Origin of the sequence: Bacillus sp. JJ1773, assembly GCF_036962035.1 — a bacterium.
Taxonomy (GTDB): domain Bacteria; phylum Bacillota; class Bacilli; order Bacillales; family Cytobacillaceae; genus Cytobacillus.
On sequence record NZ_JBALNX010000100.1, the window covers coordinates 7,201 to 22,613 of the forward strand.

Annotated in this window: 15 protein-coding genes; 9 read left to right on the forward strand and 6 right to left on the reverse strand. The window is 37.8% G+C overall.

Annotated features, from left to right (window positions below):
- Positions 1-174 precede the first annotated feature (174 nt).
- A complete protein-coding gene (locus V7127_RS22990; protein WP_335345325.1) occupies positions 175-303 on the forward strand; it encodes a hypothetical protein in 129 nt (42 codons plus the stop codon).
- A 46-nt stretch (positions 304-349) separates the two neighbouring features.
- On the opposite strand, the gene V7127_RS22995 is transcribed toward V7127_RS22990, so the two are convergent.
- From V7127_RS22995 to V7127_RS23010, 4 genes are read right to left on the reverse strand one after another with little or no spacing between them, the layout of a single operon-like run.
- A complete protein-coding gene (locus tag V7127_RS22995) occupies positions 350-1,519 on the reverse strand; it encodes a YheC/YheD family endospore coat-associated protein (protein WP_335490102.1) in 1,170 nt (389 codons plus the stop codon).
- Positions 1,516-2,883 (reverse strand): YheC/YheD family endospore coat-associated protein, encoded by a 1,368-nt coding sequence (locus tag V7127_RS23000; protein WP_335490104.1) that lies wholly within the window; start codon positions 2,881-2,883, stop codon positions 1,516-1,518. The genes V7127_RS22995 and V7127_RS23000 overlap by 4 nt, the downstream gene beginning before the upstream one ends.
- Complete coding sequence (locus tag V7127_RS23005; RefSeq protein WP_335490107.1) at positions 2,849-3,952, reverse strand: YheC/YheD family endospore coat-associated protein; 1,104 nt, start codon at positions 3,950-3,952, stop codon at positions 2,849-2,851. The genes V7127_RS23000 and V7127_RS23005 overlap by 35 nt, the downstream gene beginning before the upstream one ends.
- A 60-nt stretch (positions 3,953-4,012) precedes the next feature.
- Positions 4,013-5,377 carry a YheC/YheD family endospore coat-associated protein gene (locus tag V7127_RS23010; protein WP_335490110.1) on the reverse strand — a complete coding sequence of 455 codons (1,365 nt, stop codon included), beginning with the start codon at positions 5,375-5,377 and terminating at the stop codon, positions 4,013-4,015.
- A 140-nt stretch (positions 5,378-5,517) separates the two neighbouring features.
- On the opposite strand from V7127_RS23010, the gene V7127_RS23015 reads away from it, so the two are divergent.
- Entirely contained in the window at positions 5,518-6,642 is a 1,125-nt protein-coding gene (locus V7127_RS23015) for a DUF445 domain-containing protein (protein WP_335490113.1), read from the forward strand.
- 94 nt (positions 6,643-6,736) lie between these two features.
- The gene (locus V7127_RS23020) at positions 6,737-7,087 is read left to right on the forward strand and encodes a YlbF family regulator (RefSeq protein ID WP_335355148.1); all 351 of its coding nucleotides are present in this window, start codon (positions 6,737-6,739) and stop codon (positions 7,085-7,087) included.
- Between the two features lie 73 nt (positions 7,088-7,160).
- Here the strand turns inward: V7127_RS23020 and V7127_RS23025 are convergent, their stop codons facing one another.
- On the reverse strand, positions 7,161-7,361 hold the full coding sequence (locus tag V7127_RS23025; RefSeq protein ID WP_066295079.1) for an alpha/beta-type small acid-soluble spore protein: 201 nt from the start codon (positions 7,359-7,361) through the stop codon (positions 7,161-7,163).
- Between the two features lie 191 nt (positions 7,362-7,552).
- Between V7127_RS23025 and V7127_RS23030 the strand changes: the two genes are divergently transcribed.
- The 4 genes from V7127_RS23030 (at position 7,553) to V7127_RS23045 (ending at position 12,803) form a co-directional block, all read left to right on the forward strand.
- On the forward strand, positions 7,553-8,419 hold the full coding sequence (locus tag V7127_RS23030; RefSeq protein ID WP_335355147.1) for a Cof-type HAD-IIB family hydrolase: 867 nt from the start codon (positions 7,553-7,555) through the stop codon (positions 8,417-8,419).
- A gap of 160 nt (positions 8,420-8,579) precedes the next feature.
- Positions 8,580-10,091 (forward strand): coproporphyrinogen III oxidase, encoded by a 1,512-nt coding sequence (locus V7127_RS23035; RefSeq protein ID WP_335490116.1) that lies wholly within the window; start codon positions 8,580-8,582, stop codon positions 10,089-10,091.
- 152 nt (positions 10,092-10,243) lie between these two features.
- Positions 10,244-11,863, forward strand: coding sequence for a long-chain fatty acid--CoA ligase (locus tag V7127_RS23040; protein WP_335490146.1), 1,620 nt, complete (start codon positions 10,244-10,246; stop codon positions 11,861-11,863).
- Positions 11,864-12,011: 148 nt separating this feature from the next.
- Entirely contained in the window at positions 12,012-12,803 is a 792-nt protein-coding gene (locus tag V7127_RS23045; protein ID WP_335490120.1) for an enoyl-CoA hydratase, read from the forward strand.
- A gap of 60 nt (positions 12,804-12,863) precedes the next feature.
- Here the strand turns inward: V7127_RS23045 and V7127_RS23050 are convergent, their stop codons facing one another.
- Complete coding sequence (locus V7127_RS23050) at positions 12,864-13,049, reverse strand: YhzD family protein (protein WP_335490123.1); 186 nt, start codon at positions 13,047-13,049, stop codon at positions 12,864-12,866.
- A gap of 160 nt (positions 13,050-13,209) precedes the next feature.
- Here V7127_RS23050 and V7127_RS23055 point away from each other — a divergent pair, with 160 nt between their 5' ends.
- Together V7127_RS23055 and V7127_RS23060 are read left to right on the forward strand one after the other, a co-directional pair.
- Positions 13,210-14,109, forward strand: coding sequence for an ABC transporter ATP-binding protein (locus V7127_RS23055; protein WP_335490126.1), 900 nt, complete (start codon positions 13,210-13,212; stop codon positions 14,107-14,109).
- Positions 14,102-15,358, forward strand: a complete 1,257-nt coding sequence (locus tag V7127_RS23060) for an ABC transporter permease (protein ID WP_335490129.1) — start codon at positions 14,102-14,104, stop codon at positions 15,356-15,358. The genes V7127_RS23055 and V7127_RS23060 overlap by 8 nt, the downstream gene beginning before the upstream one ends.
- The last annotated feature ends 55 nt before the right edge of the window (positions 15,359-15,413 follow it).

A 15,413-nucleotide genomic window follows, 5' to 3' on the forward strand; every position in this document is an offset into this window, starting at 1 on the left:
CAATCAGTGGGGGATGAAAAAAACCCCCACTGATTGAAGTTTCACCTTATCTTACACCTTTTTGTCAAACAACCCAATAATATAAATCACATGACATGAAAAACCAGTGTAATTCATTTAGTTGAAGGGAAGAAGAAGTATGTACACTTATTAAACGAAAAAGGAGTTGCTTAAATGAATAGAAATAAATGGGCTTTAACCACTTTAGCATTAGGAGCAGCGTACTTATTAAGGAATGATAAATCCCGCCAAAAATTAAAGAAACAGTTCCGCTCTTTTGCCGGACCAACTAAGAGAGCATAAATAAAAGCAGTCCACATAAGGCTGATTCCTTTTGTGGACTGCTGAATTAAAATCCTGCTAACTCAAGAAAAAGACAGGCCAAAGTTTGAAATCTTTTCCTTTCTATTTCCTGTTCATCAAAGCGCATTGGCTTGGAATTGATTTCGTATATCACATACTGGCCGTCTGCAGAGATTCCTGCATCTATTGAAAATTCGCCAAAAAAACCGATTTCCTTTGATAATAGCTTTCCTGCACGATCGGCTACTTCTACTATAAACTGATCATGCTCCTTCGATTGTAATTGTTTATAGGGCAGAATAATTCCGCCATTAGGAACATGAGTTGTTATATTTTGTTCCTTTGATTGCCGGATGCCTATGCCCGTTACGTTAAATTGATTATTTACATAATGGACAAGAATTCGAAAGTCAAACCGCTTTCCATTATATAACAATGGGTCGATCGCATTTTGGGCGATATACGATTTTTTTAAAAAAACCGAGTTCCACTTCATCCAAAAGGTATGAAAATCTTCATACAGATGTAATTCCTCATGCCCCTGCAATTTAATTGTGGAATCCTCATTTAAAGAAGCAAGGTAAATGCCCTTTCCTTTTGAACCTAATGATGGCTTTAAATATAATTGACGATGCATTTCAAAAAAATTCATTAGCGAAGGTTTTTCACAGATTTTTATAGTTTCTGGCATCAGCTTTTGGAAATAAGAATCCTTGGATAATACTTGATATAATTCATGTTTATCAAGGAAACACGTATTAAAAAAGGGAATGTTCTTGCTTTTGAAAAATTGATAAGCTTCATAAAATGAATCTGATTTTTCAATTCTGCGAAAAGGTACCCGATTATAGATAACATGTGGGATAGGGCATTGAACAGCGTACCATTTATCTTTAGTTGGATGATACATATATCCTTTTATTGAATGGTCGTTAATATTTTGGGGAGTAAAAACGATGGATATTCCGCCGTTTTTTATGATTTCTTTCTGAAGCTCTTTAAATAATCTGCCATTCCCAGTTACTTTATTATCCTTTTTTCTACCTGTTAAAATTCCAATTAAGGGAACTTCCTTCTGAGGTGAAATATGAAAGGAGAGGCTCCATGCGGGTGCGGAGCTAACCATTTGAACTGGGTGCTTATTGAAGCCTAATGTTTTCGATTGTTTATTAAGAGTAAACCAATTTTTAAGTTCAAGGTCATAAAAAATGCTCATCTAAAAACTTCCTCAGGACTCAAAATCGCCCTTTCAGCCAAAAATACAGCAAAGGATAAGGAAAGCTTTCTCGTTAGAAAATCAAATTCCTTCAACTCTGGATGTTTGAAAATGGATCTGCCCGGTTTAGAGTTAGCTTCGAATAGCCATACATTTCCTTGTCGATCGAGCCCGAGGTCAAATCCAATTTCACCAATTATACCTTCCATATTTTCTTCCAATGCTTTGCTTAATAACAGGGCAGCATTTGAAAGTTTTGTTTCTGCAAGCCTTTGTTCTTCTAAAGATGGAAAAACCTCGGCAATCGTTTGGATGACCCCACCGCTCTTAACATGCGTTGTCACACTTCCAGCCCCTGCTACTTTAGCTGCAATGGCCGTCACAACCCAATCTCCAAAATTATTTTTATTTGTGTGTATCCTAAAGTCAATTGGCCGTTGATCTTTTCGCAATAAATGAATTCCTTGCTGAACGAGCATTCGATTTAATTTTTTATCTGCAAAAACATGATTCATTAATCCTTCTAAGCTGTTATATTTCAGCAGCTTATTTTCTCCCTCATGGCTTCGGAATCTGCAAAAATAATAACCTTTTGCTTTATCATATAAGATTTGATGGATTCCTAAGCCGAGACTTCCGTTTATCGGCTTCACATACACATGCCCGTATTCGCTCAGCATTCTTTCAATTTCAGAAAATGAAACAAAGGGATGAGTTTCCGGTAAGAATTTTGCAATTGTGTCATCTTGAATTAGCCGGTCAAAAATATCTAATTTATTAAAAAAACCGGGATTATACCATGGGATTAAATATTCAGATTGCAGCCTTTCCTTTATATTTTTCTGCTCCGCTTTTCTTTCGCTTTTTCGGTTAGGCAGCCGATCATAAATAACGTTAGGAAAGGGAACCTCAAATGTCTTCCATCCATTATGGTGGTAAAATAATCCGTTTATTAATCCTTGCTCCCAATTAATATGCTGCTCCCCGAACACAAAGGGCATTGCGCCAACAGCCTTTTTTACCGAAAGCAGCTTGGCAAAGAATAGGCTCCGTTCTCCGATTGGCCGCATCGGAAAAGGGGTAAAGCCTGATGTGAAAATGCCAACGAGTGGTCCAATAAAAAGAGTTTCATAATCATTGAAAATATGAAGAGGAACCTTTAAATCCGGAAGCTTTAGTTGCTCGGCGATATCCTTGCTAAGGCTTATCATTTCCTTGCTATTTGGCTGAATGTCTATTCTCGTTTCAATGGACTTTGACCCAAAAGCAATTTTTGATAGGTTTGTTTTCGGAACGGATTCATTTGGGATATAGACTTGATGGGAGATGTCATGAAGAATTTCTACCTGATATTGTTTTCTCATTAATTTGTCTCCTTTCAAAATCTAATCTTTTGCCGTAAAGAAGGGGGGAAGTATATAATGGATCTTCCAAAGATGGATTAATCGTTATAGCAACCTTGCGTCCTGGCTTGGAGTTGATATCCAGTATCCAGATGGCATGATCTTTACTTATCCCAATATCCACGCCTAATTCAAAAAGCGGAGGAAAATGCTGTTCTAATATTTGTGGCAGGGATCTCAAAACTTCATTTATTTCATTATTTAGGTAATCTCTTTCTGAAGGAGGATATGCTGCCAGCCAATCCTCATAAGCAGAAACCGTTCCTCCCGCACTAATATTCGAAACGATCCCCTTTTCTTTACCTGTTCTTATCCCTTTGGCAATTTCCTTCCATTCTCCATATTCATTTTTTTGGAGCAGTACTCTAATATCAAAGGGCTGATTTCTATTGTTTGTAAGCTCCTTGTATTCCTGGATCAGATATTCTCTTTCTTTAATGAGGTAATCGATCCATGAAATGGCCTTCTCTTCATAAGGGAATTGGCGTGTAATCGTTTTATCTTGTTTGTCTGTTTGAACAATGATTTCATTATTTTTCTTTTCTAAATAGTAAATTCCTCTACCTTGAGAGCCATTTACTGGTTTCATCATGACAGGCTTATTCGGAATAAGGAGCTGAATGACATGTTGACCTGAAGTTACTTGACTCGATTTCAACAAGTAAGGTGATAGTATTGAATTTTCAAGCGCATGATACAATTCCAATTTATTTGGCAGACCGTATCCTAAAAATAATACTTCCTTTTTCGTTTTTAGCCATTTTACAATTGCTTTGCATTGTTTGGAATGAGGATCCTCTTTGTAGAAACAACGGTCATAAAGTATTTTAGGAAGAGGAAATTCACAAGCCTCCCATTCATTAGTGTTGGGATTAAAATAGTCCCCGTTCACATTTTCTGAAATGGGATTAATATTAGAGGGTACAAATCGATAACAGATCATTTCTAGCTGGTGTGCTCTTTTTGCGATTTCATTGAAATAATGTTTTTCATTAGACGTTTGCAACGTCATTAACCCAATTGACAGCATTAGTAATACCTCCTTGAAGTAAGACATAGATGTTGAGTTTAATAATCTTGGGACTCATTGTTACATGGAAAATGTTAATAAGGTGCAGTATTCTAGTAAAGCCTTTGTAGAGGGACGTATTTTATTTTCATTTTCTCCGAGGTTCTTGGAAGGCTTGGCATTTACCTCAATGATCCAAAGCTTTCCGCTTTCATCCACCCCGATATCTATCCCAAGCTCTCCCATCAAGCCATCGGAATGATGGCTAATAATAGACGAGGCTTCTACTGCAAGCTCCTTCATTAGTGCAAGCTGCTGGATGGCTGTCTTCCGATCCGATAATTTTGTTAAAACGTGAACAGGTTTCATGATTTCTCCGCCTCTTGCAATATTTGAAACAAACTGCTCCTCAGCTGATATTCTTGCTACTGCGGAGGTAGCCTTCCAGGAATTTTGTAAATTTCGATGACAAAGGATTCGAAAATCCAACTGGTTATTTTTGTATTTTATTAAAGGGATTCCTTGTTGCACAATATAGGTTCTCTTCTCAAGAAATGGCTGAATCCATTTGAAAAACTCGCTGTACGTATTAAACAAATACGTGTGGTCCCGCCCCTTGGCAGTAGATAATTCTGCTTGGAGCGAATTATTAATTTTTGAAAGCTTTATTATATTTCTGCCTTGGCTTCCATGGATAGGCTTTATAAAAATCGAATCGTATTTCATCTTTAATTCTTCCAAGGATTTCTCTGTTGCTAGTAATGTTTCCGGAAGAAAAGGATGCAAATACTCTTCGGAGATTAATAAATCATTGACCGTGTTTTTAGTGAGAAAATGATCATTAAATATAGGAATATTGTGTGAGAAAACAGCCTTCTTAAATTTTTGGAAAAATAAGCTTGCTTCAAGCCTACGTGAATGTATACGATTATAGATGACATTAGGGAGAGGGACAGGAGAATTATGCCAGCTTTCATCTAGTAGATAATAGCCGTTCATGATCCCATCCGAGTAATCGGTTAATGAAAAAACATAGAAAAAGCCGCCTATTTCCGATACTACATCGTGCATTTCCTTGCAAAAACTATGGATGGAGCGAAAATGAGGTTCCAACTCTTCCGAGAAACTTATTTCAGTCAATAAGCCAATTACCGGACCAATAGTAAGGGTATTTTCCTTTTTGGAATAATGTGCAATAAATTGTGTTACCTGTATAGGCAGCATCAACTCTCGGAACAAATCTTCACTCATGATGATTTCATCCTTTGTAATAGGAGCACTCTCAATCATGACAGAAATGCGATTGTTTCCCACAGCAACATCAAATGTTTTAGCTTCATCTATTCTCCAATAATGAATGAGGGAATGGCTAATTTTAATTGAATGGTCCATATATTGAAACGATTTGGCTGGAACAATCGTAATAGGTAATAATGATAAATTCATGATCATTCCTCATTTTTGAAATTTTTTCGCATTAATAATGAAAAAATAGGCAAAAGCTGATAAAGTATCGTATGTAAAAAAGGTTAAAATTGTGCGCAAGTCCAGATGGAAGGTAGATGTTCAATCACATGAAAATTTTATTGACAATTTTATTAATGGTAACTATTGGGGCAGTTATTAATGGGTTCACCAATTACCTTGCCATAAAAATGCTATTTAGGCCTTATAAAGCTTTATATATTGGAAAGTGGAGAGTTCCATTTACACCCGGTTTAATCCCAAGGCGCCGAGACGAGCTTGCAGTACAAATGGGGAAGATGGTCGTTAACCATCTTTTAACACCTGAAAGTATTAAAAGGAAATTTTTAAATGACAATTTTCAAAAGGAAATGACAGCAGTTGTTCAAAGGGAACTGGATAGTTTCTTAATTAGTGAGAAAAGCCCTGCACAATTATTGGATAACTTAGGGATAAAAAATGTCCACGAGAAAACAGAAAAGCGTTTGAATGAGGTTGTAGAGCAAAAATTTGAAAGTATACTGGAGAAATATCGAGATCAGCCATTAAAAATGATTATCCCAGAAAAAATGATCGAAAAAGTAAATGGAAAAATCCCCGAAATCAGCAAGTTTATTCTTCAAAAAGGGGTTGATTATTTTTCAAGCCTTGAAGGTAATTTGCGAATTCAGAAAATGGCCGATGATTTTTTAAAGGAACGAAGTGGTGTTCTTGGAAGTATGATGCAAATGTTTATGGGAAACATCAATATAGCTGATAAGATACAGCCGGAAATTATCAAGTTTTTAAAGAATGAGGGTACAGCTGATATAATCACTTCACTAATAAAAAAAGAATGGGATAAAATCCTTGAATGGGAAGCTGCTAAGATTGAAGAGCAATTTAATAAAGAAGAAATCCTTTCTTTTGTGAAGAAAAGTGTTAATAATGTCATAAAATTAGAACAATTATTTCATGCACCGATTTCTAAATTGAGTGAAGCTTACCGGTCAGAAATCATTGATTCAATTGTGCCCAAGGGTGTTGAGTTTTTTGGAGAATGGCTAACTAGCCGGGTAGATGTGTTAATGGAGAGGCTTCGATTACAAGAAATTATTCGGGAGCAAGTAGAAGCATTCTCTGTCGAGAGACTGGAAGAAATGGTACTAACCATTATTAATAGCGAATTAAAAATGATTACACTTCTAGGGGCATTGCTTGGTGGAATTATTGGTCTATTTCAAGGGATTTTGGCCATTCTGCTTTAGAGCAGTTTACCAATTATCAGATACACACCTCGCAATGAATGGCATAGTTTGGTATAGTGAAGTGATTGCCCAAAATGGAAAGGGGATTCAAAAGATGGCAGTTAATTTATTTAATATCGCAGGTGAACTTGAGAGAGCAGTAAGGCAAAGCAATGAATATTTAATTTTGAAGCAAGCTTATGCTGAGGTCAATGCTGATCCATCAGCAAAGGCGATGTTTGATAACTTTCGCCATATTCAAATGCAGCTTCAACAAAAACAAATGATGGGGCAGGATATATCTCAGGCAGAGGTTGAGCAGGCACAAAAATCTGTAGCACTCGTACAGCAAAATCCTAAAATAGCCAAGCTAATGGAAGCAGAGCAGAGGATGAGCATGCTTATTGCTGAGTTAAATAAAATCATTATGAAACCACTTGAAGAATTATATGGACCACTAGGTTAATTCCATATTTGGATATGAAAACCGCTCCTTATTTTAGGAGCGGTTTTTCATATATAATTATTGAGTTGATTCTTTAAAACCTGCCGCCAAGCTGCTGCTCAGCCATTTGTACAAGGCGCTTCGTAATTTCTCCACCAACTGAACCATTAGCTCTTGAAGATGTTTCTGGGCCAAGGTTCACACCGAATTCTGTTGCAATTTCGTACTTCATTTGCTCAATTGCCTGAGAAACTCCTGGTACTACTAGCTGATTTGAATTGTTGCTTCTTGCCATGTAAATCATCTCCTTTGGTGTAATTAAATGTTACAATCCTATTTTTAATTGAATAATTACTCTTTATACATTTTTTAAATTGGTAAATTTTTCAGGGGATGAAGTTTTCACAGGGATTGTTCTATTCCTTTTTCTCCTTTCATAAAAGTGTAATAGGACAATTTTACACTCCACGAATAGGGGGAAATATGATGATTTACAGGCTGTTAGCGTTAAATATTGATGGCACTCTTCTTCAATCAAATGGAAGACTTCATAAATCTACAAAAGAAGCGATCGAATATGTGCAGCAAAAAGGTATCTATGTAACACTAGTAACGGCAAGAAGCTTTCCATCCGCAAAAAAAGTGGCAAAAGCACTAAAATTAGACTCATCCATTGTAGCACATAGTGGAGCTTATATTGCCAGCTCACGGGATAAACCCATTTTTGTCAGGCGGATTGCAGAGGATGTAACTTATGAAATTGTGAGGTTGCTTGAAGGATTTTCCTGTCAGATTCGATTGGTTCATGAAAAATATTCGTTAGCCAACAAATCTAAGCTAAATCATAATATGCTGGCTAAGACCGTCTTTTCATCAGGAGATCCGATTTTTTATTCTCAGCAATTTGTCGATTCCTTAAGTGATACGATCCTCGATGACCCTGCCAATCCTCCGAAAATAGAAGTTTATTTTGAGGATGAAACAGATCAATTGGATGCAACGGCAGCCATAAAAGGGATGTTTTCAGAAATTGATATTCTCCAGCTGAACAATCTCCGTATCGATATAATACCAGCTGGAGTTTCCAAGCTTAATGGTTTGTTGTATTTAGGAGACCACTTAGATATTGCCCGCAGTGAAATGGTTGTGATTGGGGATGGCCTCGATGATCTTGGCATGATTGAAGCTGCCGGACTCGGTGTTGCCATGGGAAATGCACCTGTAGAAGTTAAAAAAGCAGCGGATTGGGTCACTCGTCTGAATAATCAGCACGGCGTCACCTATATGGTGAAGGAGCATTTCAGAAAGCAGCATCCGATTGAATTTTTGAAGAAAATGAATTTATTGAAATAGTTTTATTCAAAAGGAGTTGATCTTAACAGATCAGCTCTTTACATATTGACCTTAAATAATCATTTCTGTACACTTAAATAGGTTCATAATAATACAATTCTAACTGCCATCAAATCTATTTTGATGGTAGTTTCACTATATTGATAAAAAGGTGATTGCATTGCAAATTTTAGTTACAGGGTTACAAGATGAGCGGTTTCTGCGTCCGCTTCAACTGATCGCAAATTTATTTTTTGAGGAATGCCAAGTGTCCTTGAATTCTCATCATGATGAGGATTTAAAGATCGTTATTAATCTGGAAGCAAAAGAATCTATTCGTGTTAAAGCTTCGCTTACAGATCGGGATAGGATGGAGAAGGCAGCATCCTATGAAGCTTTATTAATAGATACAGAGTCAGAGAAAGAGCATTTTAAGCAAATTAAAACTGCCGTTTCCCATGTATATTTAAAGGTTCTACAAGAGTGGACTGGCATTAGTCAAAAGTGGGGAATCCTTACTGGAATCCGTCCAACAAAGCTTCTGCATCGCCATATGAAAATGAAAACACCTATGGCCGAGGCACATCATCAATTAAAAGAGGATTACTTAATTACAGATGAAAAGATCCAGCTTATGCAGCAAATTGTTGACAGGCAACTGACTGTTGTACCTGACCTTTATGAGCTTCAAAATGAAGTCAGCATTTATATTGGAATTCCATTCTGCCCAACAAAGTGTGCCTATTGTACATTCCCGGCTTATGCCATTAATGGACGGCAAGGGTCTGTTGATTCATTCTTAGGAGGTCTTCATTATGAAATGAGGAAGGTTGGGGACTGGCTTAAAGAAAATAAGGTGAAAATCACGACAGTTTACTACGGCGGGGGCACCCCTACAAGTATTACCGCTGAAGAGATGGATATGCTTTATGAAGAAATGTATACCTCATTCCCTGATGTGGAAAAGATACGTGAAATTACCGTTGAAGCAGGAAGGCCGGACACGATCACAACTGAAAAGCTCGAAGTGTTAAAAAAGTGGAAAATAGATCGGATTAGCATTAATCCGCAGTCCTATATTCAGGAAACATTAAAAGCGATTGGAAGACATCATACTGTTGAAGAAACGATAGAAAAGTTCCATTTAGCACGAAATATGGGCATGAATAATATTAATATGGATTTAATTATTGGGCTCCCAGGTGAAGGCATGCCGGAATTTTCACACACACTAAGTGAAACAGAAAAGCTCTTGCCAGAATCGCTTACTGTGCATACTCTTTCTTTCAAACGTGCTTCCGAAATGACGAAAAACAAGGAAAAATACAAGGTAGCCGATCGAAATGAAATTGAAAAGATGATGGACACGGCTGAGAATTGGACAAAAGAGCATAACTATACCCCATATTATTTATATAGACAAAAAAATATCCTTGGCAATCTTGAGAATGTTGGCTACTCACTTCCCGGTCAGGACAGTATCTATAATATTATGATCATGGAAGAGCAGCAGACGATAATTGGTCTGGGTTGTGGCGCAGCTAGTAAATTTGTCCATCCGACCACAGGGAAAATCACACAATTTGCCAATCCGAAGGACCCAAAAACATACAATGAAAGCTTTGAGAAATACACAGATGAGAAGTTGAGATTATTAAGTGAATTATTTGATACACAAGAAACCCTTGTTTAAAACAGCAGGGGTTTTTCTTAATGATGATATTTTTGAAAATTTAGAAAATAAGAAGGGTTTTTCTAAATTAAATAGAATGTTTTAGGTACAAAAGATCATACACTTCATTGAATAGAATGTAAGCGCTTAATTTAAGGGAGGAATCGAATATGATGATGCAAACACCTTTAACAATGACGCAAATGATCAAGAGAGCGGAAAGATTTTTTCCAAAGAAACAGGTTGTATCAAGAACAGCGAGCGGGATTCAGCGGTTTACATATAAGCAGATAGCTGACCGGACAAGAAGGCTTGCTGAAAGTCTCCAAAAGCTAGGAGTGGAAAGAGGAGATAAGATAGGGACTCTAGCTTGGAATCACCACCGCCATTTGGAAGCGTATTTTGCGATTCCATGCAGCGGGGCCGTACTCCATACGATTAATATTCGCCTATCTCCGCAGCATATTGTTTTTATTATTAATCATGCAGAGGATAAAGTTCTTTTAATTGACTCAGATATCCTCCCGTTGATTGAAGCGGTAAAGGACAAGTTGCCGAATGTGAAAGCATTTATCATCATGACGGATGATGAAGAGCTTCCTGAAACAACTTTATCTCCTGTTTACCATTACGAGCAGTTACTTGAAGAGGCTACGGGTGACTATGAGTATCCAGATGATCTTGATGAAAATGCTCCAGCTGGCATGTGCTATACGTCAGCCACGACAGGGAATCCAAAAGGTGTCATCTATTCTCATCGCGGAATCGTCCTTCACAGTATGGCATTAGGAATGGCAGATAGTGCTGGGGTTAGTGAGAAGGATATTGCCATGCCGGTCGTTCCGATGTTCCATGTTAATGCATGGGGATTGCCGTTTGCAGCTGTTTGGTTTGGCACAAACCTAGTTATGCCGGGTCCGTATTTTACTCCAAGGCTATTAGCTGAACTCATTCAAGAGGAAAAGGTGACCATAACAGCAGGTGTTCCAACGATTTGGCTGGGATTATTAAAGGAGCTTGAAGAAAACAAGTATGATATGAGCTCACTGCGTTCAGTCCTATGTGGCGGTTCTGCAGCACCGAAAGGGATGATCAAAGCCTTTGAACAGAAGCACAATATTCCTTTCATGCATGCTTATGGGATGACTGAAACGAGTCCATTAGTCGTAATTTCTACCTTAAAAAGCTATCAGGAAGAGCTTTCCTATGAGGAGCGTCTAGACTTGAAAGCAAAGCAGGGCATTCTCGTTCCAGGACTTGAAATGAAAATTGTCGGGAAGGATGGGGAAGCAGCTTGGGATGGAAAGGAAATGGGGGAGCTTGCTATTCGGGGACCTTGGATTGCCTCAGAATATTATAAGGACGAACGAACGTCTGAGGCGTTTCGTGATGGGTGGCTCTACACAGGGGATGTGGTCACTATCGATGAGGAAGGCTTTATGAAAATTGTCGACCGAACGATGGATTTGATTAAGAGTGGCGGAGAGTGGATTTCCTCTGTTGATATTGAAAACGCCTTGATGGCACATGAGGCTGTCTTTGAGGCAGCAGTAGTAGCTGTACCTCATGAAGAATGGCAGGAGCGTCCAGTTGCGTGTGTAGTCCTAAAAGAAGCTTATCAAGGTAAAGTAGACAAACAAGAAATATTGGAATTTTTAAAGCCGCAATTTGCCAAATGGTGGCTTCCAGATGAGATATTATTCTTAAATGAAATACCGAAAACCTCCGTTGGCAAGTTTCTGAAGATAGCACTAAGAGATCAGGTACAAAAGGATCTGACCGAGACAAAATAGGTAAAGTATGCGGCCGTATTTTTTTACGGTCGTTTCTCATTTTGGCTGTTCAAATTATCATCAAAAATATTATGAATAATCGTTCATTTAAGTTTTTAAATATGATGAAAGCCATTATAATTAGATTTAAAGAAAGGGAGGGGTTAGATTGACTATTGACTTTGGAACTGAAACAGTAAATTTGGTAATTCATGGGCGTGTGGCTACAATTGAGCTGAACAGACCAGATTCCCTTAATGCGTTAAGCGTAGAAATGCTTAAGGATCTGGCTGCTGTATTAAAGAAGGTTACTACTGTTGATGAGGTTGATATTGTTGTCTTGACAGGAAAAGGACGGGCTTTCTGTTCAGGGGGAGACATTAAAACGATGTTATCGTCAACTGATAAAAGTGCCTTTCCTGAGGTGATGGATAGCATTAGTACAGTCGTAAAAGAGCTTTATTGCATGCCTAAATTAACAATTAGTGCAATTTCGGGTGCAGCTGCAGGTCTTGGTCTTAGCCTTGCCTTAGCGACTGATTATGTGATAGCTGAGAAATCGAGCAAGATTGCGATGAATTTTATTGGAATCGCCTTAATTCCTGATGGTGCGGCCCATTATTTCTTAGAAAAGCGTCTTGGAGAAGATAAAGCAAAGCACCTCATTTGGGAAGGGAGGCCATTAGCTGCTGATGAGGCTTATCAGCTAGGTCTTATTCATGAGGCAGTTGAAGAGGAGCTGAACAATGTACTAGACAAAAAAATAAATACTTGGCTAAGAAGCCCAGTAAAAGCCATGATTGAAACGAAAAAAATCTTTATAGAAAAAAACCTCCCAGAACTAAATAAAATCCTCGAGCTTGAAAAAGCGGGTCAGTATAAAATGACGCAAACGCAAGATCACCAAGAGGGCATTCAAGCGTTCATCGAAAAAAGAAAACCTGTATTTATCGGAAAATAATGTGAGCGAAAAGCAAAAAGGTTAGCTTCAGTTCTTTTTTGCTATCGCCATTTAAGTCAATTAAGAATGAAATAAAATGAGTTTCCCAGAAGGAGAAGTGCAGCGATATGTTTTTTCATCGAAGCCTTTTTCCTTTATCATTTGCTCGCACTTCCCTTTTGCCTCTATATCATCTCCTGCTTGAAAGGCCTCGTCTAAAAGCTTTTCTCCACTTTTTTCAAAAACAGTTAATTTATATGTCTTCATAAAAAATCCTCCTTGATCCTAATAATAGTGATTACTATTATTTTTCCATAATTTTCGGATTTGTGCAAAGTCTTTATTAATGGAGATCAAATAGGAAAAAAAGTATTTGAACCTTTTTTCTATATTAATCGTATAAGTAAGAGGATAGGAGGAGTATGAAATGGGATTAAAATTAGAGCATGTAACAAAGCGCTTTGGAAAGTTTACAGCTGTTGATGACCTTTCAATAACGATTCCCGAAAAAGAAATGTTTGGCTTTCTTGGGGCGAACGGAGCGGGAAAAACGACAACTTTTCGAATGATTCTTGGCTTAATTGATGCAAGTGAAGGGAATATCACATGGGACGGAAAACGGATTGATTATTCTACTAGTCCGATTATTGGGTACCTGCCAGAGGAAAGAGGGTTATACCCGAAGCTTAAGGTTAAGGATCAAATTGTTTATTTAGCGAGATTAAGGGGAATGCATAAACAAGAAATATTGAAGGAGCTTGACTACTGGCTGAACCGGTTTAAAGTACCTGAATATGTGGATAAAAAAGTCGAGGAGCTTTCTAAGGGGAACCAACAAAAAATCCAATTTATTACAGCGGTCATACATAAACCAAAATTATTAATTCTCGATGAACCTTTTAGCGGTTTAGATCCAGTAAATGTGGAACAGCTTAAAGATGCTGTTATTGAATTGAAGAATAAAGGGACTACGATTGTTTTCTCTTCCCATCGCATGGAGCATGTGGAAGAAATGTGTGAGCATTTGTGCATCATGCATAGAGGGAAGCCAGTTGTGAAAGGGGCCCTAAAAGAAATCAAACGTTCATTCGGGAAAAAGAATTTAGTTATTCATGCTGACTTCAGCCTTGAGAATTTAAAGAATTATCCTGGAGTTTCAAGGGCTCGGCAAACGACTGAAGGCATCCATTTGCAAATCGAAAGTGAAGACATTGCAGAGAGAGTCTTGAAGGAGATTGTTGGAAAAGGATTTATTCGAAAGTTTGCACTTGAAGAGCCTTCATTGAATGATATTTTTATTGAGAAGGTGGGTGCTTCCTATGAGTAATTTTTGGATCATTCTTGGTCATACATACTTTTCCAAGCTCAAAACAAAATCATTTATTATTACAACGCTTATCACAGTGCTAATTGTAGCGGGCCTAACTAATATGTCTAGAATTATGGACTTTTTCAATAAAGGTGAAGGATCTGAAGAAACGATAGCTGTCATAGACGAAACGGGAGAACTAATCAATCCTTTATTGAACCAATTGAAAATGAACAATAGTGATATTCAGCTTAAAACCTTTAATGGTAGTGTAAAAGATGCAGAAAACGCAGTGAAAATGGATGAATATGAAGGCTTGCTCATCCTATCCCATAATCCGGAAGGGTTGCCGGAAGCCGCTTATAAAGCAAGAAGCATTGCTGATACTGCACTTTCTTCAGAACTTCAGCACTACTTGCAGCAAATAAAGACAGAGCTTGCAGCTTCAAAAATAAATTTATCTCAGGATCAATTAGGCAAGCTCTATGAGCCAGTTTCCTTTAGTAAAATCGCACTTGAAGAAAATGCAAAAACGGAAGAAGAATTAAACCAGGCAAGAGGGCTCGTCTATGTCCTGCTCTTTATCATTTATTTCGCTGTTATTTTATACGCGAATATGATTGCCATGGAGGTTGCTACAGAAAAATCCTCACGTGTAATGGAAATTCTTATTTCAAGCGTAGCACCTGTTAAGCAAATGTTTGCAAAGATTATTGGAATAGCCTTGCTTAGTTTAACGCAAATGGGAATTATCCTAGTTGTTGGTTTTTATTTTGTAAAGAGAAATATGGAAAGCATGCAAGGCGGTTTTTTCGAAGTTTTCGGGTTTAGTGATATTCCGATTTCGTCTATTATTTATGCTCTCGTATTCTTTTTACTAGGATACTTCTTATATGCAACATTAGCTGCATTTCTTGGATCGCTTGTCAGCCGGATTGAAGATGTCCAACAAATGATTATGCCGATGACGATGCTTGTTGTGGCAGGATTTATGATATCCATGTTTGGACTAAGCCAGCCGGATACGTCTTTTATGACGATTGCCTCTTATATTCCATTTTTCACGCCGATGCTTATGTTTATGCGGGTAGGAATGCTGACATTGCCAGTCTGGGAGCCGTTATTAGGCATTGCGATATTGATCATCACGATTGTAATTTTGGCCATATTCGGTGCAAAGGTATATAAAGGGGGAGTTCTCATGTATGGCAAATCAAACTCCTTTAAGGATATTAAAAAGGCTTTGCAGCTTACGAAAAATGAATAAAAGATTAAAAGGCTCTGCACAATGCAGAGCCTTCTTTTTGTCTAGCTCCAGCGCC

What these genes read in the sequence shown, in the direction of transcription:
- V7127_RS23020 (WP_335355148.1), top strand. Translation starts at nt 6,737, where the DNA reads ATGGCAGTTAATTTATTTAATATCGCAGGTGAACTTGAGAGAGCAGTA.
- V7127_RS22990 (WP_335345325.1), top strand. Translation starts at nt 175, where the DNA reads ATGAATAGAAATAAATGGGCTTTAACCACTTTAGCATTAGGAGCAGCG.
- V7127_RS23000 (WP_335490104.1), bottom strand. Translation starts at nt 2,883, where the DNA reads ATGAGAAAACAATATCAGGTAGAAATTCTTCATGACATCTCCCATCAA.
- V7127_RS23030 (WP_335355147.1), top strand. Translation starts at nt 7,553, where the DNA reads ATGATTTACAGGCTGTTAGCGTTAAATATTGATGGCACTCTTCTTCAA.
- V7127_RS23050 (WP_335490123.1), bottom strand. Translation starts at nt 13,049, where the DNA reads ATGAAGACATATAAATTAACTGTTTTTGAAAAAAGTGGAGAAAAGCTT.
- V7127_RS23025 (WP_066295079.1), bottom strand. Translation starts at nt 7,361, where the DNA reads ATGGCAAGAAGCAACAATTCAAATCAGCTAGTAGTACCAGGAGTTTCT.
- V7127_RS23055 (WP_335490126.1), top strand. Translation starts at nt 13,210, where the DNA reads ATGGGATTAAAATTAGAGCATGTAACAAAGCGCTTTGGAAAGTTTACA.
- V7127_RS23060 (WP_335490129.1), top strand. Translation starts at nt 14,102, where the DNA reads ATGAGTAATTTTTGGATCATTCTTGGTCATACATACTTTTCCAAGCTC.
- V7127_RS22995 (WP_335490102.1), bottom strand. Translation starts at nt 1,519, where the DNA reads ATGAGCATTTTTTATGACCTTGAACTTAAAAATTGGTTTACTCTTAAT.
- V7127_RS23010 (WP_335490110.1), bottom strand. Translation starts at nt 5,377, where the DNA reads ATGAATTTATCATTATTACCTATTACGATTGTTCCAGCCAAATCGTTT.
- V7127_RS23005 (WP_335490107.1), bottom strand. Translation starts at nt 3,952, where the DNA reads ATGCTGTCAATTGGGTTAATGACGTTGCAAACGTCTAATGAAAAACAT.
- V7127_RS23040 (WP_335490146.1), top strand. Translation starts at nt 10,244, where the DNA reads ATGATGCAAACACCTTTAACAATGACGCAAATGATCAAGAGAGCGGAA.